Source organism: Sphingopyxis jiangsuensis (genome assembly GCF_016734905.1).
Lineage (GTDB): Bacteria > Pseudomonadota > Alphaproteobacteria > Sphingomonadales > Sphingomonadaceae > Sphingopyxis > Sphingopyxis jiangsuensis.
Map to the genome: position 1 here is coordinate 917,224 of NZ_JAERPO010000002.1, position 22,695 is coordinate 939,918.

The 22,695-nt window shown below is 65.0% G+C and carries 15 protein-coding genes and 1 tRNA gene; 6 read left to right on the forward strand and 10 right to left on the reverse strand.

Translation table 11 applies throughout. From position 1 onward, the window contains the following. The first annotated feature begins 246 nt into the window (after positions 1-246). Both JI743_RS11065 and ribA read left to right on the forward strand, forming a co-directional pair. Complete coding sequence (locus JI743_RS11065) at positions 247-1,038, forward strand: exodeoxyribonuclease III (RefSeq protein WP_201928362.1); 792 nt, start codon at positions 247-249, stop codon at positions 1,036-1,038. Next, the gene (ribA, locus tag JI743_RS11070; RefSeq protein ID WP_201928363.1) at positions 1,035-2,102 is read left to right on the forward strand and encodes a GTP cyclohydrolase II; all 1,068 of its coding nucleotides are present in this window, start codon (positions 1,035-1,037) and stop codon (positions 2,100-2,102) included. The genes JI743_RS11065 and ribA overlap by 4 nt, the downstream gene beginning before the upstream one ends. A gap of 101 nt (positions 2,103-2,203) precedes the next feature. Here ribA and JI743_RS11075 read toward each other — a convergent pair whose 3' ends face one another. From JI743_RS11075 to JI743_RS11090, 4 genes are all read right to left on the reverse strand, one after another. Beyond that, entirely contained in the window at positions 2,204-3,010 is an 807-nt protein-coding gene (locus tag JI743_RS11075) for a LytR/AlgR family response regulator transcription factor (protein ID WP_201928364.1), read from the reverse strand. After that, positions 3,007-4,131 (reverse strand): sensor histidine kinase, encoded by a 1,125-nt coding sequence (locus JI743_RS11080; RefSeq protein WP_201928365.1) that lies wholly within the window; start codon positions 4,129-4,131, stop codon positions 3,007-3,009. Before JI743_RS11080 ends, JI743_RS11075 begins: the two co-directional genes overlap by 4 nt. A 58-nt stretch (positions 4,132-4,189) precedes the next feature. Then, positions 4,190-4,699 (reverse strand): winged helix-turn-helix transcriptional regulator, encoded by a 510-nt coding sequence (locus tag JI743_RS11085; protein WP_201928366.1) that lies wholly within the window; start codon positions 4,697-4,699, stop codon positions 4,190-4,192. A gap of 69 nt (positions 4,700-4,768) precedes the next feature. Beyond that, positions 4,769-5,635 carry a glycosyltransferase family 2 protein gene (locus tag JI743_RS11090; RefSeq protein WP_201928367.1) on the reverse strand — a complete coding sequence of 289 codons (867 nt, stop codon included), beginning with the start codon at positions 5,633-5,635 and terminating at the stop codon, positions 4,769-4,771. A 168-nt stretch (positions 5,636-5,803) separates the two neighbouring features. On the opposite strand from JI743_RS11090, the gene JI743_RS11095 reads away from it, so the two are divergent. Continuing rightward, positions 5,804-7,897 (forward strand): RelA/SpoT family protein, encoded by a 2,094-nt coding sequence (locus JI743_RS11095; protein ID WP_201928368.1) that lies wholly within the window; start codon positions 5,804-5,806, stop codon positions 7,895-7,897. 211 nt (positions 7,898-8,108) lie between these two features. Here the strand turns inward: JI743_RS11095 and JI743_RS11100 are convergent, their stop codons facing one another. The 5 genes from JI743_RS11100 to gdhA all read right to left on the reverse strand — a co-directional run bounded on the left by JI743_RS11100 (position 8,109) and on the right by gdhA (position 19,279). Beyond that, on the reverse strand, positions 8,109-12,416 hold the full coding sequence (locus tag JI743_RS11100; RefSeq protein WP_201928369.1) for a hypothetical protein: 4,308 nt from the start codon (positions 12,414-12,416) through the stop codon (positions 8,109-8,111). A 77-nt stretch (positions 12,417-12,493) separates the two neighbouring features. Then, positions 12,494-14,425, reverse strand: coding sequence for a hypothetical protein (locus JI743_RS11105; protein WP_201928370.1), 1,932 nt, complete (start codon positions 14,423-14,425; stop codon positions 12,494-12,496). A gap of 3 nt (positions 14,426-14,428) precedes the next feature. Next, positions 14,429-16,411: a heme-binding protein gene (locus JI743_RS11110; RefSeq protein WP_201928371.1), complete on the reverse strand. Its 1,983-nt coding sequence runs from the start codon at positions 16,409-16,411 to the stop codon at positions 14,429-14,431. Positions 16,412-16,416: 5 nt separating this feature from the next. Further along, the gene (locus JI743_RS11115) at positions 16,417-17,886 is read right to left on the reverse strand and encodes a multiheme c-type cytochrome (protein ID WP_201928372.1); all 1,470 of its coding nucleotides are present in this window, start codon (positions 17,884-17,886) and stop codon (positions 16,417-16,419) included. Between the two features lie 37 nt (positions 17,887-17,923). Then, positions 17,924-19,279, reverse strand: coding sequence for an NADP-specific glutamate dehydrogenase (gene gdhA, locus JI743_RS11120; protein ID WP_201928373.1), 1,356 nt, complete (start codon positions 19,277-19,279; stop codon positions 17,924-17,926). A gap of 160 nt (positions 19,280-19,439) precedes the next feature. On the opposite strand from gdhA, the gene JI743_RS11125 reads away from it, so the two are divergent. The 3 genes from JI743_RS11125 to JI743_RS11135 all read left to right on the forward strand — a co-directional run bounded on the left by JI743_RS11125 (position 19,440) and on the right by JI743_RS11135 (position 21,948). Beyond that, positions 19,440-20,390 (forward strand): tetratricopeptide repeat protein, encoded by a 951-nt coding sequence (locus JI743_RS11125; RefSeq protein ID WP_201928374.1) that lies wholly within the window; start codon positions 19,440-19,442, stop codon positions 20,388-20,390. A 51-nt stretch (positions 20,391-20,441) separates the two neighbouring features. Further along, positions 20,442-20,515 (forward strand) — tRNA-Gly (locus JI743_RS11130). 179 nt (positions 20,516-20,694) lie between these two features. Further along, the gene (locus JI743_RS11135) at positions 20,695-21,948 is read left to right on the forward strand and encodes an MFS transporter (protein WP_201928375.1); all 1,254 of its coding nucleotides are present in this window, start codon (positions 20,695-20,697) and stop codon (positions 21,946-21,948) included. Here the strand turns inward: JI743_RS11135 and JI743_RS11140 are convergent. After that, positions 21,921-22,679 (reverse strand): competence/damage-inducible protein A, encoded by a 759-nt coding sequence (locus JI743_RS11140; RefSeq protein WP_201928376.1) that lies wholly within the window; start codon positions 22,677-22,679, stop codon positions 21,921-21,923. The genes JI743_RS11135 and JI743_RS11140 overlap by 28 nt on opposite strands. Between the last annotated feature and the right edge of the window lie 16 nt (positions 22,680-22,695).

Below are 22,695 nucleotides of genomic sequence, written 5' to 3' on the forward strand. Positions count from 1 at the left end.
TCGTTCAGCTTGGCGACAGGGAAAAAGGGCTATTTCAACCCTCGAAGGCGCCACCAAGGCATCCGGACTTGGGTTTCCCCCTGTTGCCCCATCCGGACCGCCAGGCACCTTCTTTCAAGAGCGTGACGAACGCTGACCTTGAACCCCCGTTCCACCGCCCCTGGGACGGGGGTTTAGTGTATTTTGCGCATGTGAACCGGCTTCATGCCGTTGCACGCGTTGACGCGCCCCGATAGAGCCTCCGGCATGACAAGCACCAGCATTGCTTCGTGGAACATCAACAGCGTCCGCGCCCGTATCGGCATCGTCGAGAAATTCCTGCGCGAAGAGGCGCCGGACATTTTGTGCCTGCAGGAGATCAAGGTCGAATGCGGCCTGTTCCCGAAGGCGATGTTCGAGGCGCTCGGTTACAAACATATCGTCACCCACGGCCAGCGGATGCACCACGGTGTTGCGATCGTCAGCAAGCTGCCGCTCGCCGATGTGCGCAAATATGACTGGCAGGCGAACGGCGAGGCGCGTCATATTGGCGTGACGCTGCCATCGGGGGTGCGGCTCGACAATGTCTATATTCCCGCAGGCGGCGACGTTCCCGACCGCGATCTCAATCCCAAATTCGGGCAGAAGCTCGATTTCTTCGGACGGATGACCGACTGGTCGGCCGAGCTTCGCGACGCGACCGTGCTCACGGGCGATTTCAACGTCGCGCCGCTCGAAAGCGATGTGTGGAACCACAAGGCGCTGCTCGACGTCGTCAGCCATACGCCGGTCGAGGTCGAAACGCTGGCGCGGTTGCAGGCGGCGTCCGACTGGATCGACCTCGGGCGCCAATTCACGCCTGAGCCGACGCCGCTCTACACCTGGTGGAGCTATCGCGCGAAGGATTGGGAAGCATCGAACCGCGGTCGCCGTCTCGACCATATGTGGGTGACACCCGACATCAAGGAGAGCGCGAAGGCGCACCGCGTCGTCCAGCCCGCGCGCAGTTGGGAGCGTCCGTCGGACCATATCCCGCTGGTCACGGAGTTCGCCTTTTGAGCGACGCGCCCGCCGGTCGGGGCGCACGCAATGCAGCGCGCGCGATCGACGCGCTGCGGCGCGGCTGGCCGCTGCGGATTGCGGGCGCGGGCGGAGCGCTCGACCTGCTCGCGGTCGAAAGCGCCAGCGACGCGGCGCTGGCGGCGTTCGGCGGCGGCGACATATTGATCTCGGGCGAGCGCGCGGTGACGCTCAAGCTCACCAACCAGCGCGCGGCGGCGACGCCGGGACCCGTGCGGATCGAGGCGGCAGCGGACAGCGTAGCGGCAGCGCTGGCGATCGCCGATCCGGCGCTCGACCTTGCCAATCCGCTCAAAGGGCCGTTTTGCACCGTGGCGACCGGCGCCGAGGACGCGGCGGCGGCGGCGATGACGATGGCGCGCCACGCGGGGCTGCTCCCGGCCTTTTTCGTGCGCGCGGCGGCGGGCGAAGCAGAGACCGAATGTTCGGCGGACGATGTCGCGGCACTGCTCGACCCGGCGCGCCTCGCGATCGCGGCGCGCGCGCGGCTTCCCGTCGCGGCGAGCGAAACCGCCGAAATCGTCGCCTTTCGCACGCCCGAGGAGGCGTCGGACCATGTTGCGCTGGTCATCGGCAAGCGCGATGCGGGACCGCCAGTCGTGCGGTTGCACAGCGAATGCCTGACTGGCGACGTGCTCGGCAGCCTCAAATGCGATTGCGGGCCGCAACTCCACGCCGCGCTCCACGCGATGGCCGATGCCCCATGGGGGGTGCTCCTCTATCTGCGGCAGGAGGGACGCGGAATCGGACTCGTCAACAAGCTGCGCGCCTATGCGCTGCAGGACCAGGGCTATGACACCGTCGACGCCAACCTGCGGCTCGGCTTTCCGGTCGAGGCGCGCGATTTTGCGATCGCAGCGCGCATGCTGGACCTGCTCGGCGTTCCGCGCATCCGGCTGATGACCAACAATCCCGAAAAGGTCGCGCGGCTCGAGAAGGAAGGCGTCGAGGTTGTCGAGCGCCTGCCGCTGGCGCTGCCGACCAACCCGCACAACGAACAATATCTCGCGACGAAGCGCGACCGGACGGGGCATCAGTTATAAAGATGCGTCGCCCCCCCGCGGAGGCGGGAGCCGCTGGCAGGCTGGAGCCGCTTCGATAGCGGCCCCCGCTTTCGCGGGGGCGACGGTTTTCCCTGCGGGATTTAGTGCACGAACCTTGCCACCACGTCGCGGTAGCTGCGGCTGACCTTCACCTGCGCGCCCGAGCCGAGCACGAGGAAGCATTCGCCGTTGGTGTGCGGCTTGACTTGCTTCACCTGCGACAGGTTGACGATGGTCGAACGGTGGACGCGCTGGAAATTGCGCGGATCGAGCCGCTTTTCCAGATCCTTCATCGTTTCGCGCAGGATCAGGCTGTTGTCGGCGGTATAGATGCACATATAGTCGCCCGCCGCGTCGATGCGTTCGATGCTGTCGACGTCGACGCGGAAAATCTGGCCACGATCCTTGATGTTGATCATCTTTTCATAGCGGTCGGCGGCGGGTGCCTCGGCCGCGGTTTCGCTTTCGAGCTCCTCGACCGCTTCGGGGGCGACTTCGGCGAGCACCGTCTTCAGCCGCTCGACCTCGGCGACACCGCGCTTTTCTGCGAGCCGCTGGCGCACCCGGTCGAGCGCGTCGGCGAGCCGTTCGGGTTCGACCGGCTTTACCAGATAGTCGACCGCCTGCGCCTCGAACGCGCGGATCGCGTGATCCGAATAGGCGGTGACGAAGACGACGAGCGGCGGCTCGACCTCCATCAGCCCCTGGATCACCGAAAAGCCGTCGAATCCCGGCATCTGGATATCGAGGAAAACAAGGTCGGGCTTGTGCGTCTTGATCTTTCGGATGGCTTCGCGGCCGTTCTGGGCGGTGTCGACAACCTCGACATCGCTGTGCGCCTCGAGCCGCAGTTGCAGCCCCTGGGTCGCCAATTTTTCGTCATCCACGAGGATGGTTCTGATCGTCATCTGCTGTCGGTTCCAATTCTTGCTTGCCCGTCGGGCTGGAACGGAAACTCGATTACCACCGTGAAGCCGCCATCGGCGCCGCGGTGGGCATCGAACCGGTGTTGGTCGCCAAAGGCCTGCGCGAGGCGGTCCCTTATATTGGCTAAACCCACGCCCGTCGATTCCGTTGCAGGCCTTGTGGTGGGGGCGCCGCCGTCGGGTGACAATCCTGCGCCCGTGTCCGACACGGTAATCCGAACATTTTGACCGGCAAGCTGAGCCGAGAGGGTGATGTCGGCGCCTTCTTCCTGCGGCGTCACCGCATATTTGATGGCATTTTCGATAAGCGGCTGGAGCAAAAGCGAGGGCAGTCGCGCGCGCGCAACCGCAGGGTCAATCGCGAAATGCGGGCGCAGCCGGTCCTCGAAACGCATCTTTTCGATGTCGAGATAGAGCTTCAGCGTCTCGATCTCCTGCGCCAGCGTGACCTGCGCGGTCGGCTCGTTGGCAAGCGTGTAGCGCAAAAAGGCCGACAGCCGCGACAGCATCGCGTTCGCAGGCTCGGTCTGTTTCAAGAGCACGAGCGTCGAGATGCTGTTCAGCGTGTTGAACAGGAAATGCGGGTTGAGCTGATAGCGCAGCATCGCAAGCTGCGCCGACGCGGCCTGCGCCTCGAGCCGCAACACGCGATCATTCTGCTCCTCGAGCTGAAGAAAATAGTTGATCGCGAAATAGAGCGCCGACCAGGCACCGAGCGAAGTCGCGTCGATATACATGGCGCCGAGGAGCAGGCTCGAAAAACTCGCTTCGCTGTTCGGGTTGAGGATTTGCGTCACCCAGGCATCGATAAACGCCCAGAGCGCGGTCGCGAGACCGGCGAGGCCGAAACTGACGCCCCACATCAACAGCGGGCGGCGGTTGATCAGCGCGCGATAGCAGACCGACAGGATCAGCGAGAGCGAGAAGCCGGTAATCGCCTGAACGACGACGGGGACCAGAAAGGTGAAGGGTTGCCCGTTGGCGAGCCCCGACACCGCGCGCAGCCCGAACCAGGCAAGCCATCCCAAGATCTGGAGATTCCAGAAGGCACGGACCTTGTTGCTGAAAAATGGTCCCGGCGAAGAGATTCCGAACAGCTGCATGTACGGTCAGATCGTCGCGATAATCAAAGCATGCGCCGACGGGCGCCGGCGATGCCGGTCATTCGGCGGCGACCGTGTCCAACCGGACGCGCGCCTGGCCGAGCGGCTGCAATTCGGAGCGATGTTTCCAGACCAGTTCCTTGTAGCTCAGCGGGCGACCGTCGTGCGCGGTGATGACGACCGGGCCGATCGGCTGTTCGTCGCGCGTATCGACGAGGACCGGGGTCGAGGGAACGCCCGCGCCCCATTTTTCGCCCCATTGGCGCAGCGCGATCATCACGGGGAGCAACGCGACGCCCTTGTCGGTGAGCTGATAGCGCACCTTGCGCCGGTCCTCGGCCATCACCTCGCGCGCCATGATGCCATGATCGACGAGTTTCGACAGCCGGTTCGACAATATATTGCGCGCGATGCTGAGTTCCTGCTGGAATTCCTCGAAATGATGGACACCGTTGAAGGCTGCACGCAGGATCATGAACGACCAGCGTTCGCCCATCGCCTCGAGCGCGTTCGGCAGCGCACACTGCCCCCCATCGAGATCGTTCAGTTTTTCGCGTAATTTTCCCATGGGCGAATCCCTAACGTAAAATCCGGGTCGGCGCCAAAAAAATATAGAGGCTGCGTTGCATTTCGCAACCTAGCGGGCCCACCCGGCAAGGCGGTTCCGCGCGACGACCAGCGACCAGCGCGCCAGCACGGGCAGATGCGCGGCGACATAGGCCGAATCGGCGCGCGCCGCGCGCAGAACGAGGTCGGATCGCCAGTCGAACTGGCTCTTGAGCGCCAGCCCGAGCAGTATCTCGGCGCGCAGACGTGCCGGCGCCCCGGCGGGGAGGGCGCGTTCGACGACCTCGGCGGTGAGCGCCTGGATCCGCCGCGCACGCCTGCTCGTCAGGCTGTCCCCATGCTTGCGATAGCAATAGAGATCTTCGCGCACGGTGACGAAATTGAACCGCCCGGCCGCGCGCAACCAGAAGTCGTAATCCTCGACCCCAAAATAGCGCGGATCATAGCCGCCGAGCGCCGCGGTCACCTGCGCGCGATAGAGGAAGCAGGCGCCGACATTGTTGCCATAGAGCAGCCGGTCGGTCGGCCCAACGCGCGATACGCCGAGATTTCGCCCCTGCTCGTCGACCAGCATGAAGTCGGCGTGGGCAATATCGGCGGAAGGATCGGCATCGAGCGTCGCGACAAGCCGCGATAGCATCGCAGGGCGCAGCAGATTGTCGTCCGACGTCCAGCTGTGAAACTCCCCCCGCGCGTGGGCAAAGCCGTGGTTAAGCGCGGCCGGAAGCCCCGTATTGGTATCGAACCGGTGAAGCGGCACGCGCGGATCGCGCGCCGCCGCGGCCGCCATGATCGCCGTCGAGGCATCGGTCGAGGCGTCGTCGACGAGGATCAGCTCGAAATCGGCAAAGTCCTGTCCGAGGACGGAATCGATCGCCTCTTCCAGCCAGCGCGCACCATTGTGCACGGGCATCACCATCGATACGCGCGGCGGCATCCGATACGCGCGGCGGCATCGAATCAGGCGCTTCGGTCCCCATCGACCATGGCCCCTACTGTGCGCGAACAATGCTTCCAATCGGCTTTACCATTGTTGCTGACGTCTGGATGGTCACGCACACAAATTTCGCATTGCAATTATGACGCCAAGGGCGACATTGGACCGATGCTGCGGCAATATGAACTTGTCGAGCGCGTGCGCGCTTATGATCCCGACGTCGACGAGGCGTTGCTCAATCGCGCCTATGTCTTCACGGTCCAGAAGCACGGCAGCCAGAAGCGCGCATCGGGCGACCCCTATTTCAGCCATCCGGTCGAAGTCGCGGGAATCCTGACCGACCTGCACCTCGACAGCGAAACCATCGTCACCGCACTGCTCCACGACACGCTCGAGGATACGCTGACGACCCCCGAAGAGATTGAGCGGCTGTTCGGCAGCGACGTCGGACGGCTCGTCGACGGGGTGACCAAGCTTTCGAAGATCGAGGCGCAGACGGAAAATGAGCGCGCCGCCGAAAATCTGCGCAAATTCCTGCTCGCCATGTCGGACGATATCCGCGTGCTGCTCGTCAAGCTCGCCGACCGGCTGCACAACATGCGCACGCTGCATTTCATCCAGAATCCCGACAAGCGCCGCCGCATCGCCAAGGAGACGATGGAAATCTATGCCCCGCTTGCTGAGCGGATCGGCATGTACGAATATATGCGCGAAATGCAGCTGCTCGCCTTTCGCGAGCTTGAGCCCGAGGCCTATGCGACGATCACCGGACGGCTCGCCAAACTGACCGCCGGCGGCAAGGACAAGGTCACCGCGATCAGCCGCGAGTTCAAGGAACTGCTCGCCAAGAGCGGGATCGAGGCCGACGTGTCGGGGCGCGAGAAGCACCCCTATTCGATCTGGCGCAAGATGCAGGAACGGCACGTCAGCTTCGAGCAGGTGACCGACATCATCGCCTTTCGCATCGTCACCCCCACCGACGCCGATTGCTATGCCGCGCTCGGCCTGATCCACCGCAAGTGGAAAATGGTGCCGGGTCGGTTTAAGGACTATATCTCGACGCCCAAGCGCAACGGATATCGCTCGCTCCACACGACGATCATGCACCAGCAGAATATGCGGATCGAAATCCAGATCCGCAGCGAGGCGATGCACCAGCAGTCCGAATTCGGCTTCGCCGCGCACTGGGCCTATAAGCAGGGCGGCAGCGGCCCCGACGGACAGGCGGGGTGGATCCGCGACCTCATCGAAATCCTCGAACAGACGCACGATCCCGACGAGCTGCTCGAAAACACGCGCATCGCGATGTATCAGGATCGCATCTTTGCCTTCACGCCAAAGGGCAGCCTGTTCCAGCTGCCGAAGGGCGCGACGCCGATCGATTTCGCCTATGCTGTTCACACCGGGCTCGGCGACCGGACGGTAGGCGCGAAGGTCAACGGCCGGCTCGTCCCGCTCCGCACGCAGCTCGCCAATGGCGATACGGTCGAGATATTGTCGTCGGACAAACAGACGCCGCAGCCCGCGTGGCTGGGCTTTGCCGTCACCGGCAAGGCGCGCGCGGCGATCCGGCGTCATGTGCGGTCGAAGGAAAAGGTCGAGCTCGCCGCGCTCGGGCGCAAGATGTACGACGAAATCGTCGAGCGGCTGCCGAACAAGGTCGGCGACAAGGCACGCGCCGCGGCGCGCGAACGGCTGAAATTCGATGACGATGCCGCGCTTTATGTAGCGATCGGGAAACGCCAGCTGTCGGACAACCAGCTACTCGAGGCGCTCGTCCCCGGCATCACCGCCGAGATGAAATCAAAACCGGGCAAGCTGCGCCAAGGCGCGGCGGTGTCGATCGAGGGGCTGACCCCCGGCGTCGCCTACAAGCTCGCCGATTGCTGCCACCCCGTCCCCGGCGACCGCATCGTCGGCCTTGCGCGCGAGGGCGAGGGGATAGAGGTGCATGTCATCGACTGCCCGAGCCTTGCCGACGGGGTCGATGCCGACTGGATCGATCTGCGATGGCAGGAGGATAGCGAGGGCGGCAACGCGCGGCTGTGCGTCGTCATCCTCAACGAACCCGGCACGCTCGCCGAAATGTCGGGCATCCTCGCCGCCAATATGGCGAACATCACCAATTTGCGGCTGTCGAACCGCGAGGGCGATTTTCACACCTACGACATCGTCGTCGAGGTGCGCGACGTCCACCATGTGATGCGCATCCTGTCGGCGCTGCGCGCGTCCGACAGCGTGGTGCAGGCAGAGCGGCTTTAGGTTCGCGATGTCTGTTGTGGGGTGGGGAACGGCCGTTCGAATCCTCCCTGTCGCGAAGCGATGGGGAGGTGGCAGCGCGAAGCGCTGACGGAGGGGCTATGGTGCAGCGTGACGGCCCCTCCACCACCGCCTGCGGCGGCGGTCCCCCTCCCCATGCCTCCGGCACAGGGAGGAAATCATGTTCGCAATCGGTCGCAACCCGCCGCTACCCTCAGTTCGCAAAGGTCAGCGGCGGGCGCCATGCGGCCTGATCGACCTCGTCGCGCACCTTGTAGACGAATCCCTTGCCGTTCAGGAACAGCTTCTCCATTTCCGCGCGCGTGAAGGGGCGCGATCCGAGGCGGCCGAAGACCGCCATCTGCCCGCCGCTCTCGTCGACCGCGCGGTCGCGGTCGAGGCCCTTTGACAGCGCGAGCGCGGGCGACGGGGTTTTGGCCCAGGCGATAAGCTGCGGCGTCGGCTTCGGAGAGAAGCCATAAAGGCCGGGGTTGTCGGGGCTGGTGAGCTGGATCACCTTGATGCCGCCGCGCCCGTCGGCGACATAGGCAAAGAGCGACGCGTTGGTCGACGCGACGATCACATCCTCGGCATCGCGCATCGCGCCGTCGAAGGTGAGCGCCGGCCATGCGACCGGCGCGGCGGGGCGCGTGACATCGACGATGACGAGCCCGTCCTGCTTCGCTGCGACATACATATAGGTTCGCGCGAGGTAGATTTTGCGCGCATCGGCGAGCCGCACGGTGCCCGACGGCACCGCGACCGGGTGCGCCATATCGGTGACGTCGAACAGCTTCACGCCTTCGGCATCGGTCACCCACAGGTAGCGGAACTGCACCGCGCTTGCTCGCGCGTCGCTGAGCGGGATTTGCGCTGTGACTTTCGGTTCGAGCGGCGTCGACAGGTCGAGCACGACGAGCCCCGCGTCGGTGGTGATATAGGCAAAGCTGCCCGCGAGCGTCACATGCCGCGCGCCCGCCAGCACATTGCCCTCGTTCCACGTCAGCGCGCGTTTCAGCTTGTTGTTGCGAAATTCGCCGTCGGCCATCGTGTCGACATCGACGAGCACCAGACCCTCGACGCTGTCGGTGATCACCGCATAGCGATAGATGGGATGCATTTCCTGTTCGAGATTTTCGGGGAAATTCTTGACGATATTCTCGTTGCGGCTGACGCTGATCGGCTGCGTCGTCGCGAGCGCCATGCAGGTCGCATTCTTCGTCCGCACATGCGTGTCATGGCCGAGCGGCGAGAAGGGCGCGCGGACGATGCGTTCGGAAAAGCCCTTGTTGCCGATCGACGCGACGTCATAGACGCGGAAGCCGCCCCGCCCTTCCGCCACGAACATATATTCGCCGCGCTGTTGCAGGCAGTTCACCCGGCCGCTGGTGTCCTGAACGATATTGGCAAATTCCTCGAGCGCCCTGGTCTCGCCCGATCCCTTTGCGTCGAAGGTCTTGCCGCGCACCCAATTCTTGAGCTCACGGCCATTTTGTTCGACGTGGAGCTTCCAATAGTCGGGGTAGGAATAGCGGTGGAGGTATGAGCCGATCACCGCCTGCGGCTCGTCCCATTCGGTGACGCGCGTCGCCTGAAACCCGTCCTCCATTCCCGACCAGACATTGAGCCCGACGAAATTGACGAAATTGGTGCCGAGCAGCAGCAGCTGCGACATGATCGCATTATTGTCGTCGGCGGCCGACAGGTGGCAGTCGGTGCACTGCTTGGTTTCCTGTTTGCGGACCGTGTGCGGGAAATGCGGCGCGAAGGCCTGGCTCGAATAGCCCGCCGACGAGATCGGCGGTTGCTGGATATAGATGCGCTCGCGGTTGATATTGGTCGACGAGAGGATCAGCGCCGAGGTCGAACGCACCGGAGTGATGATGCCGCGCGGGTTGCCGTCGGCGTCGGGTTCGCCGGGCTTGGTAAGCTGGTGGCGGCCGAGCTGGAACATTTCGTCGCGCGCGACCTGGGGGTTGTAGGTCGCGAAGTTGCGCGTCTCCTCCCCCTCAAAATGGTGCATCTTGGTCTTCCAGTTCGCCTCGATCGGCAAATGGCAGCCGCCGCAGCTCGTCGTCCACGACAGGTGACAGGTGAAACAGGTCATCTTGTCGTCGCCGTGCGCGCGGTCCTGCTTTACGATGCCCGGCCCCCATTCATAGGTCCCGCTGTCCGAGCCCGAACGCGCCATCAGCTTGGCGCGCGCCGCCTTGGCGTTGAAATGCTCGCCCGGCGTCACCGCCTGTTTGACGAGGCTGACCTGCCATTCGAGCTTCGGATCGACGATCGAGCGCTGGATGAGGCCGATCACCTCGGCATTGTCGTTATACTGGAATTCGAAGCGGCGGCGTCCGTCGGGGTTGCGGAGCAGCGCGAGATTGGTGCCCTGCGGCCGCGCGGCGACGTTCGAGGTCAAGAGGTTGGGCAGCGCGTCGGCGGTGCCGTGGCAATCCTTGCACGAAATCTCGACGGCATTCGCGACTTCGCCCTGGATATAGCCATTGCCATGCGCGTCCTGCGCGAAGTGGCAGTCGGCGCACTGCATCCCCTTTTCGGCGTGGATGTCCATCATATGGACGGTCTTGCCGGGGTTGAGCCCCGCGGGGACGAACTTGCCCTCGCGCCCGTCGGCGGTCGCGCTGGTCAGGCAGAGGTCGCGTTCCTTGGAGTCGCTGTAGCTCGAGCAGCTTTTACGCCATTTTTCGGGGTCGGCGGGGTCGACCATATGCGCGGTGTCGGTCCCCCAGGTCGCCATATTGCCGTCGGCGGTGAGAAGGTTGCCGTTGCGGTCGCGCTTGAAAATGCCGCGGAAGTTCCAGCCGTGGCCGTGATAGTCGGCGAACTGCGTGTCCTTGTTGCTGTCGTTGACGTCATAGACGTCGCGCAGAAATTCGACATCGGCCCAAAGGCCCCGCGGCGCGGCGGCCTCGGGATTGCGTTCGAGCACCTGATGCACCTCGGCGGCGGTCGGGTAGCGCTGCTGCTTGAAAAGTTTCTGGTAATCCGCGTCGCTCATCCCCGGCGGACGCGGCGCGGTATTTTCGGGTCCGGGCCACATCTGCGGCGCGTCCGATTCATAATCCCACATCGTGTAGCCGAGGTAGCTGTTCAGGAAGATGTTCGGCTGGTGCATGTGACAGGTCATGCACTGCGACGTCGGGATCGCGCGCGTGAAGGCGTGACTGATCGGATGCCCCGCCTCGCGGCGCGGCTTGCCGTCCTTACCTTCCTTGCCTTCCTTGCCATGCTCGGGGTCGATCAGCGCACCATGCCCGCCGCCCGCACCGTGGCCGTCGTCGGGCTTGCCGGCATGACCCTCGCCATGCGTGTCGCCATAGCCCGCGGGCTTCCATTTCTTTTCCGCGATCGTCGGGTCGACCGTCGCGGTCTCGCCGTCGCGGCCATATTGGGCATAGGTCAGGCTGTGGCGCGGTTCGCGGTCGTTGGCATAGATGACATGGCAGCCCGCGCAGCCCGAATGGCGGTAATCGCCCGGCTGGTCGTTCGTCCCCATGAACCACATGAAAGGGTCGTTGAGGCGCGTCTTGTGGATGTTGAGGACGGGGATCGCGACGCGAAGGCCGGTGCCGGGGCCGCGGTTCGACTGTTTGAGGTCTGGGCGGCCGGGTTCCTCGAGCCGCTGGATCTGCCCCGTCGGGTTGGGCAGGCCGATTTCGGGGAATTGCGTGTTGATGTTGCGCCCGCCGCGTTCGAACACGCGGAACACGTCGCCCGGCGGGATCACGCTCCAGCGCGGGAGCGGGTACATCTTCGCGAGCGCACCGCGCTTGCGTTCGTCGTCGGTCAGGATTTTTTCGGACGCGAAACTCGGCTTGCACGCCTCGGCATATTCCTCGCGCGTCAGCTTCGACGAGGGCGAGAGGATGCAGGCGGGGTCGCCGGTGCGCGTATAAGCCTCGCCGAAGATGTAGTTCTTATAGGGGACGATGCCGTTGTTATACGCCGCGCCGCCCCACAGCATCGCGCCGGTCGACATCAGCGAACGCTCGGTCGCCTCGATCACCTCCATATGACACGCCCCGCACGCCTCGCGCGCGACGCGATAGTCGCTGGGGTTGACGAAGCGGATGAATTCGGGGGCTTCCTTGTTGAGCAAAGTATAGCTGCGCACGGGATTCGCCGAGCTGTCGTGCCATGCGCCGGGCAGCGTCGGCTGCGGGTGCGCGACCTTCATCGCGGCGATGTTGTAGGGGTCCTTATAGCCGAGCTCGGGCCTGCCGAACGCCGCGGGCGAGGTTGAATCGCCGCCGTGGCAGTCGGTGCAGCCGAGCCGCACCGCGGGCGTCTTGTGCATCGACGGCTGGTCGGTCTGCGTGTGGCAGCTGTAACACCCCGTCGATTTCTCGGCGACTGCGGCCTCGCTCTGCTCGCGCGGCGCAGGGGGGGTGAAGCGATATTCGATCTTGAGCGGCTTTTCCTCTTCGGCCGCGCGCGTCACGCTCACGCCGACGCCGACGCTCATCAGCAGCAAGGCAAGAAGGGCGAGGAGGTTACGGGTCATCGTTCGCCCCCCGGCATCGGCAGACAATCCGTTCGCGTCGAGCGAACGGGTTTCGAGAGGGCAAAGGGTCCACTGCATCAGAAGCTCAAAATCACATTGGCGAGGATCGAGGCATAGGCGTTTTCGCGCTGTCTGTTCTCGAACAAATCCTTGAACCCTTTGCCGGGGAGCAGCACTGCGGCGCTCAATCGCCCGACGATATTCTGCGTTGCCTTGGGCCGCCAGATCGCCGCGACCGACAGATCGAAGCCGATGTCCTTGGGAATCGAGCCTTCGACGCGCAACGCCTGCAGCGACGAGGTATTTTCGAACCACAGATGGTTGGCGTTGACGCTGACGCGCGTCTGCGGCGACAGGTCGAAATCGGCGCCTGCACCAATGAAGACGGTGCCGGGGTTGTTGAAATTCGACTGCCCCTCTTCCTTCGACGAGCGCAGCGAATTCAGAATGCCGTTGCGGCCGTTGACCGAAATGACGCGACCGCCGCCGGCAAAGGGGATCGTCTGGCGAATCCAGTAGCTCGTGTCGGCGCCGCCGAAGATCGGGTTTTCGAAGATCGCGTCGAAGCCGCCCTCGGTCTTGTTATAGGGGTCGCCGTCGCCGGTCGCATAAAGCCCCGACAGGCGAAAGCGCATCCAGTCATAGTCGTAGCTGAGTTCGACGGCGCCGAACCCTGCACGGATTTCCGCGGGCTTGCTGGTGAAAAAGCTGTTCCGGTCCTCGCCGAGCGCGGCATAGAAGCTCGCGGTCAGGTTGATCCGCCCGATGCGCCCGTCGGCGCTGTAACCCAGATAGACGACGTCATATTCGCGTCCGCGCAGATCGCCGAGCAGCGCGGGGCGCACCGGAAAGCCATTATGGTCGATCTGAACGTCGTTCTTCTCGCGGTTCATATTGTAGGTCACACTGACCTGGCTGGTCAGCCCGACAACGGGGAAATCCTGGCGATAAAGGTTGCCGGTGAAGATGAAGTCGCTGCGCGGCGTCTGCGTGATGTCGTTGAGGCCGCTGTTGGTATCCTTTTCGAGCCGCCAGAAGGCCGCGAGATTATATTGGAATCGGTTGTTGTCGCGGTTGCCGAACAGACGGATGCCGAGCTGGCTGTCGTTGAACAGGAAACCGCGAAAATCGCTCTGGAACGGCTGGATACCAGCGCGGACCGAATAGAAGTCGTAGCGGTCCGACGTGTTGCCAAGATGCTTGTCGACGAACAATTCCTGCACGCCGAGAAAACTGTCGTAGCGATGGCTCGCCTTCGACGGGCGCACGTCGAGGATGCGGCGCTCGGGCACGTCGACATAATTGGCCTGCCAGGCGAGGGTGAGGCGATATTCGACATCGGGTGGCTTGAACGCGGTCGATCCCTTGATCAGCGCGACGCCGCCGATGAAGGTCTGCGCAGCAACGAAGCTGCGGTTCTTGCCGAACACGTCGAGGCTGCCCGGCCGCTCGGTGGTCTGGACGCCGACCGGAATCGGAAAGGTGCGCGGCTCGAACACCGTGTCGGACACCGCATTGGCGACGAAGAACCAGTCGTCGCCCTTGATCGGCAGCCATTTCACCTTGCTGCGGTCGATCGCGCGATCACCCTTGAGCGTGTTCTGGTGATAAGGGTCGAACCAGCGTTCCTTGACCACGCCCAGCGTTTCAATCAGTCGCCAGCGGTCGGGAACGGGAAGCTGGTCCTCGATCCCCGGAAAGGCTTGGGGCGGCGGCGGGCGCAGCGCGCCTTCATTGTCCTGGCTCAGCGCATCGGGAAGGTCGGGGCGATAGCCCGGACGGCGGCGGCCCTCGATGATCTGGGTCACCAGGTCGTCGCCAACCGAATCCTGCCAGTCGACCGGCGGCGGCGGTGGGGTGAGTTCGTCGGTCGGCGCGGCCGCTTCGGCATGGGGGTCGGCTGCCGCGGGTTCGGGCGAAGGCGTGGGCGGCGGCGCTTCGCTGCCCGGCGCCCCCTGCGCCGCGAGGCTTGCGACGATCGGTAAAAGGCTGCTTCCCACGAGGCTCATCGCCTAGAGCCCCTGACAGACATTCTGCTGCGCCGTGTCGAGGAACGGCGCAAAGGGGCAGCTGATATAGCGCAGGCGGACCGTGCGGTTGTCGGCGAGCGTGACGACGATGGTGTCTGCACGGATCGCGGGCGGCGCATTTCCGATCCCGCCGACGCGCGCACCGGCATTATGGAGCCCAAGGAAACTGATCATATCGTCCTGATCAATGCCGTCGCCCGACACGCCGATCGCGCCGACGAGCGTATTGCCGCGATAGATGGGGACCGAGCCGGGGAAGATCTGGATACCGTTCTGCAGCCGGTTCTGCCCCGGCGCGACGTCGGGCAAGGTCGTGCAGCGCGCGGGCGTGTCGGTCGGACTTGCGCCCGAAACGAACCCTAGATGCGCGCCGAGATTGCCGATAATCAGCGCTGACTGGAGCCCGGTCGAGAAGGGATTGAACTGCGCGATCGGACGCGACAGCGGGCCGTGCGGCCGCCCGACCTCGCCGTCGGGAAAATAGGGGCGCGAGAGATTGCCGCCCGAACGGTCGGCGAAGGCGATGGTGCCGGTGAGCGCCGCCGGATCGTTCAGGAAGGCTCGCGTCGCCGGAACGAATTGGCGGACGTCGGCGCTGGCGTTCGCCGACAGCTCTGCCCCGGCCTGCGGGTGCGAGAAAAAGGCGGCGGTGCGCGCCTTTTGCAGGCTGACGTCGGTACCGAAAATCGGCGCGTCGGGCGAGCGCACGATGCCGAGCACCGACCCGTGCGTATCGACGAGGCTGATCGTCACCTGCGCGCGGCTGTCGAGCGGGCGGCGGATTTGCGCGCGCGCGCGGCTCATCACCGCAAAAGCTTCCTCGAGCACCGCGCGCGCCTCTGCAGCGGTGAGCGGCGCGCTGTTCGACGCCCCATCGGTTCCGGCGCGGATCGGAAAGCGGTTCGCTCCGCTGCCGTCGGAGAGCACGAAAGCATCGCGGTTCGAAAATTCAGCGGCGGTCGAGGCGCGGATCCCTGAAGCTTCGCTGCCATAGGCAGTGCCCGCGATGACCGTTGCGGCGGCATAGCCCGTCACCGCGACCAGATTGCCCGCGCTGCCGTTGAGGCTCGCGAAGCTTGCGCCGCCCGGCGACATGACCCCCGCGAAGGTCGCGTCGGAAAAGCGCAAGGTCGTGCCGTCGACCGCAATCCGGTCGGCAACGATCGTCGAGGGCGGCTCGAACCCACGCGTCCCGGCGAGCGCGATAAATTCCTCGGGATCGTTGTCGATGTCGAGGATATTGGGGTCGCTGCCATAGACGCCGTCGCCCATTACCCCGATGCCGCCAACGATCACGCCATTTTTGTAGAGCGGCAGCCCGCCGGGATCGGCCGCGAGGCCGAGCGGCGAGCGCTTCGGTCCGATCAGTGCCGCCGCGCCACCAGCGCCGAAACGCGACACAAGGTCGCTGCACGGAAGCTGGCTGAACTGCACCCCGAACAACGGCCCGCTTTCAAGACCAACAGTTGTCGGCGCGGGCGGGAAATGTTCCTGGACAATCTGGCTCGCCGTGCGCGTCGAAAAAGCGTTGCCGCCGCTCGACAGATAGGCGCCGGTAATCGCCTTCGCGATCGCTCCGCCCTCCGCAGGAAAAGTGACGTTCTGCGCGTCGATGCTGTTGCCGTTCGGCGCCGCCGACGTCGTTGCGGTCGCGCGCGCGCCGGTCATGCGAAAGACGGCGAGCACGTTTCCGACACGGTCGGTCACCGCAATCACCGACGGCAGATTGCGCGCCTGCGCCTCGGCGATTGCGTTGGCGAGGATCGTTTGCACATCGGCGACGCTGAGCGCCTCGGCCGCGGGCGGCGCATAGAGCCCGCCCGGCGGCGGCGGCGGCGGGGCTGGCGTCGGGGTGGGCGAAGGCGTCGGCGTTCCGCCACCGCCCCCGCCGCCGCACGAGGCGAGGAGCAGCGCGCCGATGGCGACGCAGACCGACGAACGGAAAAGATGGGACCGTTTCTGCATGGCGCCTATCGCAGCGCTCCGATCGCGCGCACTGCCCGGCCGAGCGACGCCTGGAATTCGGCGGGCTTGTATGCATTGGGGTCTTGGACCGCGGCATAGGCGCGGTCGATGTCGGCGCGGATGCCCGCTGCCGCGCCAACGGTCACGCGCCCCGACGAGACCATCGCGCCGAGCAGCGTGTCGACACCCATCACCGCCTGCTGCGAGCCCGAATAGTCGGTGAAGCGATCGTTGATCGTCTTGGCCGCGATCGCATCGACCATCGCGAAGGCGTCGGCACCCGAAAAGCGGCGCGAGGCAAAGGCCGCCTTGAGCGCCGCCACCGTCTGCGCCAGTTGCGCGGCGGCGGCGGTCGCGGCGGCGCGGTCGGTCACCATCGCCTTGTGGAACGCGGCGGTGCGCGCGGCGAGCTGATCGGCGAGCGCGGGCGAGGCGAGGCGCGCGGCCGCCGCCAGCATGATCAGATTCTCGTCATTATAGGGCGGCAAGCCTTCGGGCCAGCCTTGGCCACCCCCGACCGACCGGCCCGGATTGTCGACCCCGGTGCGCACCGCCTGTGCCTGGTCATAGATGCGGCGGTGGCAGCTGTGGCAGTCGAGGAAATAGAATTCGGGAAACATTCCGTCGGCCCCACGCCGCGACTGGAAGAGCGTCAGGCTGCGCTCAATCGCCGCCGCCTGCCCGACCGCCCACATCTGGACATGGTCGGTGCGCGCTTGTCCGGCGCCGAATTTGCGCCAGCCGTAATCGGCATCCTCCTGATGATGCGCCTGGAGCGAGGAGAAAAGATCGAGTTCGAACGCTATGCGCGGATGCCCCGCGGCCATGATGCGGTGCGTGACGAATTGTCCTTCGCCCGCCGCGCCGAAATGGCAGTCGACGCAGACGCCCGCGCGCACCACCGGATCTTCCAATTTCCACAGGCCAGCGCGCAGGTTCGACAGATGCTTTTCGCGCATTTCGGCGTCCGGGTCGGCATTGGTGCCGACACCCGCATAATGGCTCGCGATCCAGCTTCCCGCAGGGCCGTGACACGATTCGCAGCCGACGCCATCCTCAAGCGGCACCGTCCCGCGCATCGCTCCGCGCGCGGCGACTGCACCCGCGGTGCTATGACAGCCAAGGCACATCGGCGCCGTCGCCGGATCGCCGATACCCAGATTTTTCGCAATGAAGCGGCTGCGATTGTTCGAAAGCACCGCCCAGGCGCGGCTGTGCGCGCCGCCGGGGGTCGAAGGTTCCTGCCATTTCATCAGCTCGTCCTGGCGGACGACGGTGCCGTCGCCCTCCATCCGGCCGTGGCATGTCGATCCCGCGCAAGAGGCGACGCCGGTATAGCGCGCGCCTGTCTCGCCCTGCGACCGTGCGGGTTGAGCGACAAGCAGTGCGGCGATGGCAAGCGTGCCAAGCGTCACGACAAAGGCAACAAAAACCGCCCAAAGCCGCCCGCCGCGCCGATATACCGCGTGGGTCATCCGACTACCCCCTTAGAATCGCTCGTCGCCTTAGCGCCTAAACCACCCCGAATGCCAGCATTGCGTCGGCCACTTTCTTGAATCCGGCGATATTGGCACCCTTGACATAGTCGACATAACCGCCGCCCTGGTCGCCATAGGTCAGGCAGCGCTGGTGGATACCCGCCATGATGTCCTTCAGCATCTGTTGCAATTCACCCTCGGTCCAGCTGCGCCGCTCGCTGTTCTGGCTCATTTCGAGCCCCGAAACCGCGACGCCGCCCGCATTGGCCGCCTTGCCCGGCGCGAACATGATCTTGGCATCCTTGAAGACGTGCACGCCTTCGAGATTGGTGGGCATGTTCGCGCCCTCGCTGACCGCGATGCAGCCGTTGCTCACAAGCATCTTCGCATCGGCCCCGAGCAGCTCGTTCTGCGTCGCGCAGGGCAGCGCGACGTCGCATTTTACGCCCCAAGGCGTTTTGCCCGCGGTGAAGGTCGCCGATTTGAACTCCTCGCAATATTCTTCAATTCGCCCGCGGCGGTGCGTCTTGTGCGCCTTCACCCAATCGATCTTTTCCTGGGTGATGCCGTCAGGGTCGTGAACAAAGCCACCCGAATCGGAAAGCGTGAGCACCTTGCCGCCGAGCTGGACGATCTTTTCGGCCGCGTGCGTCGCGACATTGCCCGAGCCGGAGATGACCGCGGTCTTCCCCACAAGGTCCATGTCCTTGGCCGCAAGCATGTTCTGAAGGAAATAGACCGCGCCATAGCCCGTCGCCTCGGTACGGATGAGCGACCCGCCCCATTCGAGCCCCTTGCCCGTGAGCACGCCGGTGAATTCGTTGGTGATGCGCTTGTACTGGCCGAACATGAAGCCGATCTCGCGCCCGCCCACGCCGATGTCGCCCGCGGGCACGTCGACGTCGGCGCCGATGTGACGGTAAAGCTCGGTCATGAAGCTTTGGCAGAAGCGCATGATTTCGCGCACGCTCTTGCCCTTGGGGTTGAAATTCGACCCGCCCTTGCCGCCGCCCATCGGCAGGCCGGTCAGCGCGTTCTTGAACGTCTGTTCGAACGCCAGGAATTTGAGCACGCTTTCGGTAACGCTGGGGTGAAAGCGGATGCCGCCCTTATAGGGGCCGATGGCATTGTTGTTCTGAACGCGCCAGCCGCGCTGAACGCGGATATTGCCGTTGTCGTCCTCCCAGCAGACGCGGAATGACACCACGCGGTCGGGTTCGGCGATGCGCCGCAATATCTGCTGCGCATGATATTCTTCCTTGTCGGCGATGAAGTCGAAAATGTCCTCGGCGACTTCCTGCACCGCCTGAACAAATTCGTCCTGCCCCGGATTGCGCTTCTTCACGCCCTCCATGAACGTCGGAAAATCGACGTGGTCCGATACTGCCATGCACCCCTCCCCTGGAATAGCGGGAAAGCCGGTGCGACCCCATTGACGAATTAATCGTTGACCGACCTTGCCCCACCGAGGCTACACCATCGCGGGGCAAAGGCAATGGGGCAGCGCGCCGCGCGCACCGAATTTATTGCGAGCGCACAAAGGGGCAATGATGAGCGAGACCAAGGACATAGTGGACGAGCGGCAACGCGGCATGACGCGGACGAACCTCGCGGTCCTGATCGCCGCAGGCGCCCTGTTGGCCGCCGCGATCGGGTACACGGTGTGGCGCGACTCATCGTCAGCGGGAAACGACGGCGGCATGCAACAGTCGTTCGCACCGTCGGACCAGATCGCCGACCTCGAAGCGCGAACGAAGCGCGAGCCGAACAGCGTCGACGCCTGGCGCGCGCTCGGCGCCGCGCGTTTCGACCTCGAAGACTATCGGGGTGCGATTGCAGCGTATGAAAAGGCGGTCGCACTCGACGGCGAAACCGCCGCGCTCTGGTCGGCGCTCGGCGAGGCACGCGTCTATGTCAGCGATCGCGACCCTCTGCCCCCCGCCGCGCGCGAAGCATTCGATCGCGCGATCGCGCTCGACCCGCGCGACCCGCCAGCGCGCTATTTCAAGGCGGTCGAAAAGGATCTGGCGGGCGACCATCGCGGCGCCATCGACGACTGGTTCGCACTGCTCGCCGACACACCGCGGGGCGCGCCGTGGGAGGCCGATTTGCGGCGCACGATCGAACAGGTGGGCAAGATCCATTCGATCGACGTCGCGCCGCGCCTGGCGCAAACACAGGCGCGCGCGCCGACGGGCGCGGAAATGCCCGTCGCAGCGCGCGCAATTCCCGGCCCGAGCCGCGCCGACATGGAGGCGGCATCGCAGCTTCCAAAGGGTCAACAGGACGCGATGATCGCCGGCATGGTCGACGGACTGGAAGCGAAGCTGAAAGCGAACCCGTCCGATGTCGACCGCTGGATCATGCTGATGCGCAGCCGCATGACGCTGGGAGAAACCGCCAAGGCGGCAAAGGCGCTCAAAGACGCGATCGCCGCGAACCCGGGCTCGGCGGAAAGGCTCCGCGCGCAGGCGCAGTTGCTCGGCGTACCCGGAGCCTGATGGCGAAGGCAATTGACCCGCCCGCACGGCTGTGCCAATCGCGCAATCCGTGCGGGTGTAGCTCAATGGTAGAGCAGAAGCTTCCCAAGCTTACGACGAGGGTTCGATTCCCTTCACCCGCTCCAGCCCCACACTGCTGAGCCGTCGATGACGTCGTCGCCCCGACGGCGCCGCCTTATGTGGTGACGGAAACTGTCTCGTCGCGCGACGAATCGATATTGGCTATCGGCGTTTACCGGAAAGGACCGACCGTGATTGCAGCCGCCCCAAGCCTGTACGGCGCTTTGCAGGCGCAAGACCGGCCATGACGCGCGCGCGGACCATTCCCTTCATCGTCGTCACCATCTTCATCGACGCGGTCGGGTTCGGCATCATCATGCCGGTGCTGCCGCAGCTGGTGATGGAGATCGGCCGCGTCGACCTGCCCAAGGCGATCGAGATCGGCGCGTGGATCGGACTCGTCATGGCGGTGGCGACCTTCTTTGCCTCGCCGCTGCTCGGCAATCTGTCGGATCGCTATGGGCGCCGCCGCGTGCTGTTGCTTTCGCTCGGCGGGCTGACGCTCGACTATCTGCTGCTTACCTTTGTCGATACGCTGCCATGGCTGTTCATCGCCCGCGCGCTGTCGGGCATTTTTGGCGGCAGCTATGCCGCAGCGCAGGCGGCGATCGCCGATGTGACGAAGCCCGAAGAGCGCGCGCGCAACTTCGGCCTCGTCGGCGCGGCATTTGGCGTCGGCTTTGTCGCGGGCCCTGCGATCGGCGGTTTCCTGGGCGAGGTCGGCCCGCGCGCGCCCTTTGTCGCCGCGGCGCTGCTATCGGCGGCGAACATGTTCTATGGCCTGATTATCTTTCCCGAAACGCTGGCACCCGAGCGGCGGCGCGCCTTCGATTGGCGCCGCGCGAACCCGCTCGGCGCGCTCAATGCGATGCGCGCGCTCCCCGGAATGGGCGGCGTCGCGACGGTGATCGTGCTGTGGCAGATTGCGAGCCTCGTCTATCCGCTGACGTGGAGCTTCTATTGCATCGCGCAGCTCGGCTGGACGCCGTCGATGATCGGCGCCAGCCTCGCCGCGGTCGGCGTGATGATCGCGATCGGGCAGACGTTCGTTGTCGGCCCCGCGGTCAGGCGATTCGGAGAACGCGATGCCGCGACGCTGGGGCTCGCGGTCGCGGTCGCGATCTTCATCGGCTATGCCTTTGTCGAGACGACCTGGGGCGCCTTCCTGCTGCTTGTCCCGATCGCACTCCAGGCGCCGGTGCAGCCGTCGCTGATGGCGCTGATGTCACGGCGTGCGACCGCCGAATCGCAGGGCGAGGTGCAGGGGATTTCGGCGATGGCAATGGGACTCGGCTCGCTCGCCGCGCCGATCCTGCTCACCGGGACGATGGCTTATTTCACCGCAGACGACGCGCCAGCGCGTTTTCCCGGCGCAGCCTTCATCGTCGCGGCCGCCTTTGGCCTCGCGGCGATGGCGATGCTGCGCCGCCTTCCGCGCGTCACGCGCGGAAGCGACGACGAGGGCGTCGATCAGATACCGCCGTCGGTGACCGCATAGCCCGCGGCCTCGATCGAAGCGCGAAGCGCGGCGACGCACGCGGCGACGCACGCGCCGTCGGTCGAGCGGACGACGAAATTGGCGCCGACGCGGCCCTCGCGGAAAAAGGGATAACTGCCGATCGCGACGCCGGGATGATCCTTTTCGCCCTGGCGGAGGAGATCAGCGACCTCGCTCTCGGCCGCCCATGCGCCGATTGTGTGCGCGACGAGCGGCGCCCCGCCCTCGAGTTCGCCGGTGAGAGCATCGAGCATGCCGGCGGTGATGTGCGGCACCCCGGCCATCACGAAGAGATTGCCGATACGGATTCCCGGCGCGCCCGACATGCGGTTGGGGATGAGCTCGGCGCCTTCGGGCACGCGCGCCATGCGCAATCGCGCCTCGGTCAGTCCGCCGCGGCTTTCGTAATAGCGCTCAAGGATTGCGCGCGCCGTGGGGTGGATGACGACATCGACTCCCAGCGCCTTGGCGACCGCATCGACGGTGATATCGTCGTGCGTCGGACCGATGCCACCGGTGGTGAACAGATAATCGTAGCGCGCGCGCAGTGCGACCAGCGCCGCGACAATCTCTTCCTCGACATCGGGAACGATCCGCACCTCGCGCAGTCGGATGCCCTGCACGTCGAGCCAGGTCGCGATCTGCGCGACATTCTTGTCCTGCGTGCGGCCCGAGAGGATTTCGTCGCCGATCACCAGCACGGCGGCGGTCCAGATGCGTTCGTCGCTCATTCCCCTGCCTTACCTG

Excerpts from the sequence above, each read along its gene's own strand:
- JI743_RS11090 (WP_201928367.1), bottom strand. The coding sequence starts at position 5,635 with ATGCCGCCGCGCGTATCGATGGTGATGCCCGTGCACAATGGTGCGCGC.
- JI743_RS11095 (WP_201928368.1), top strand. The coding sequence starts at position 5,804 with ATGCTGCGGCAATATGAACTTGTCGAGCGCGTGCGCGCTTATGATCCC.
- JI743_RS11125 (WP_201928374.1), top strand. The coding sequence starts at position 19,440 with ATGAGCGAGACCAAGGACATAGTGGACGAGCGGCAACGCGGCATGACG.
- JI743_RS11140 (WP_201928376.1), bottom strand. The coding sequence starts at position 22,679 with ATGAGCGACGAACGCATCTGGACCGCCGCCGTGCTGGTGATCGGCGAC.
- JI743_RS11105 (WP_201928370.1), bottom strand. The coding sequence starts at position 14,425 with ATGAGCCTCGTGGGAAGCAGCCTTTTACCGATCGTCGCAAGCCTCGCG.
- gdhA (WP_201928373.1), bottom strand. The coding sequence starts at position 19,279 with ATGGCAGTATCGGACCACGTCGATTTTCCGACGTTCATGGAGGGCGTG.
- JI743_RS11100 (WP_201928369.1), bottom strand. The coding sequence starts at position 12,416 with ATGACCCGTAACCTCCTCGCCCTTCTTGCCTTGCTGCTGATGAGCGTC.
- JI743_RS11135 (WP_201928375.1), top strand. The coding sequence starts at position 20,695 with ATGACGCGCGCGCGGACCATTCCCTTCATCGTCGTCACCATCTTCATC.
- JI743_RS11065 (WP_201928362.1), top strand. The coding sequence starts at position 247 with ATGACAAGCACCAGCATTGCTTCGTGGAACATCAACAGCGTCCGCGCC.
- JI743_RS11080 (WP_201928365.1), bottom strand. The coding sequence starts at position 4,131 with ATGCAGCTGTTCGGAATCTCTTCGCCGGGACCATTTTTCAGCAACAAG.
- JI743_RS11075 (WP_201928364.1), bottom strand. The coding sequence starts at position 3,010 with ATGACGATCAGAACCATCCTCGTGGATGACGAAAAATTGGCGACCCAG.
- JI743_RS11110 (WP_201928371.1), bottom strand. The coding sequence starts at position 16,411 with ATGCAGAAACGGTCCCATCTTTTCCGTTCGTCGGTCTGCGTCGCCATC.
- JI743_RS11115 (WP_201928372.1), bottom strand. The coding sequence starts at position 17,886 with ATGACCCACGCGGTATATCGGCGCGGCGGGCGGCTTTGGGCGGTTTTT.
- JI743_RS11085 (WP_201928366.1), bottom strand. The coding sequence starts at position 4,699 with ATGGGAAAATTACGCGAAAAACTGAACGATCTCGATGGGGGGCAGTGT.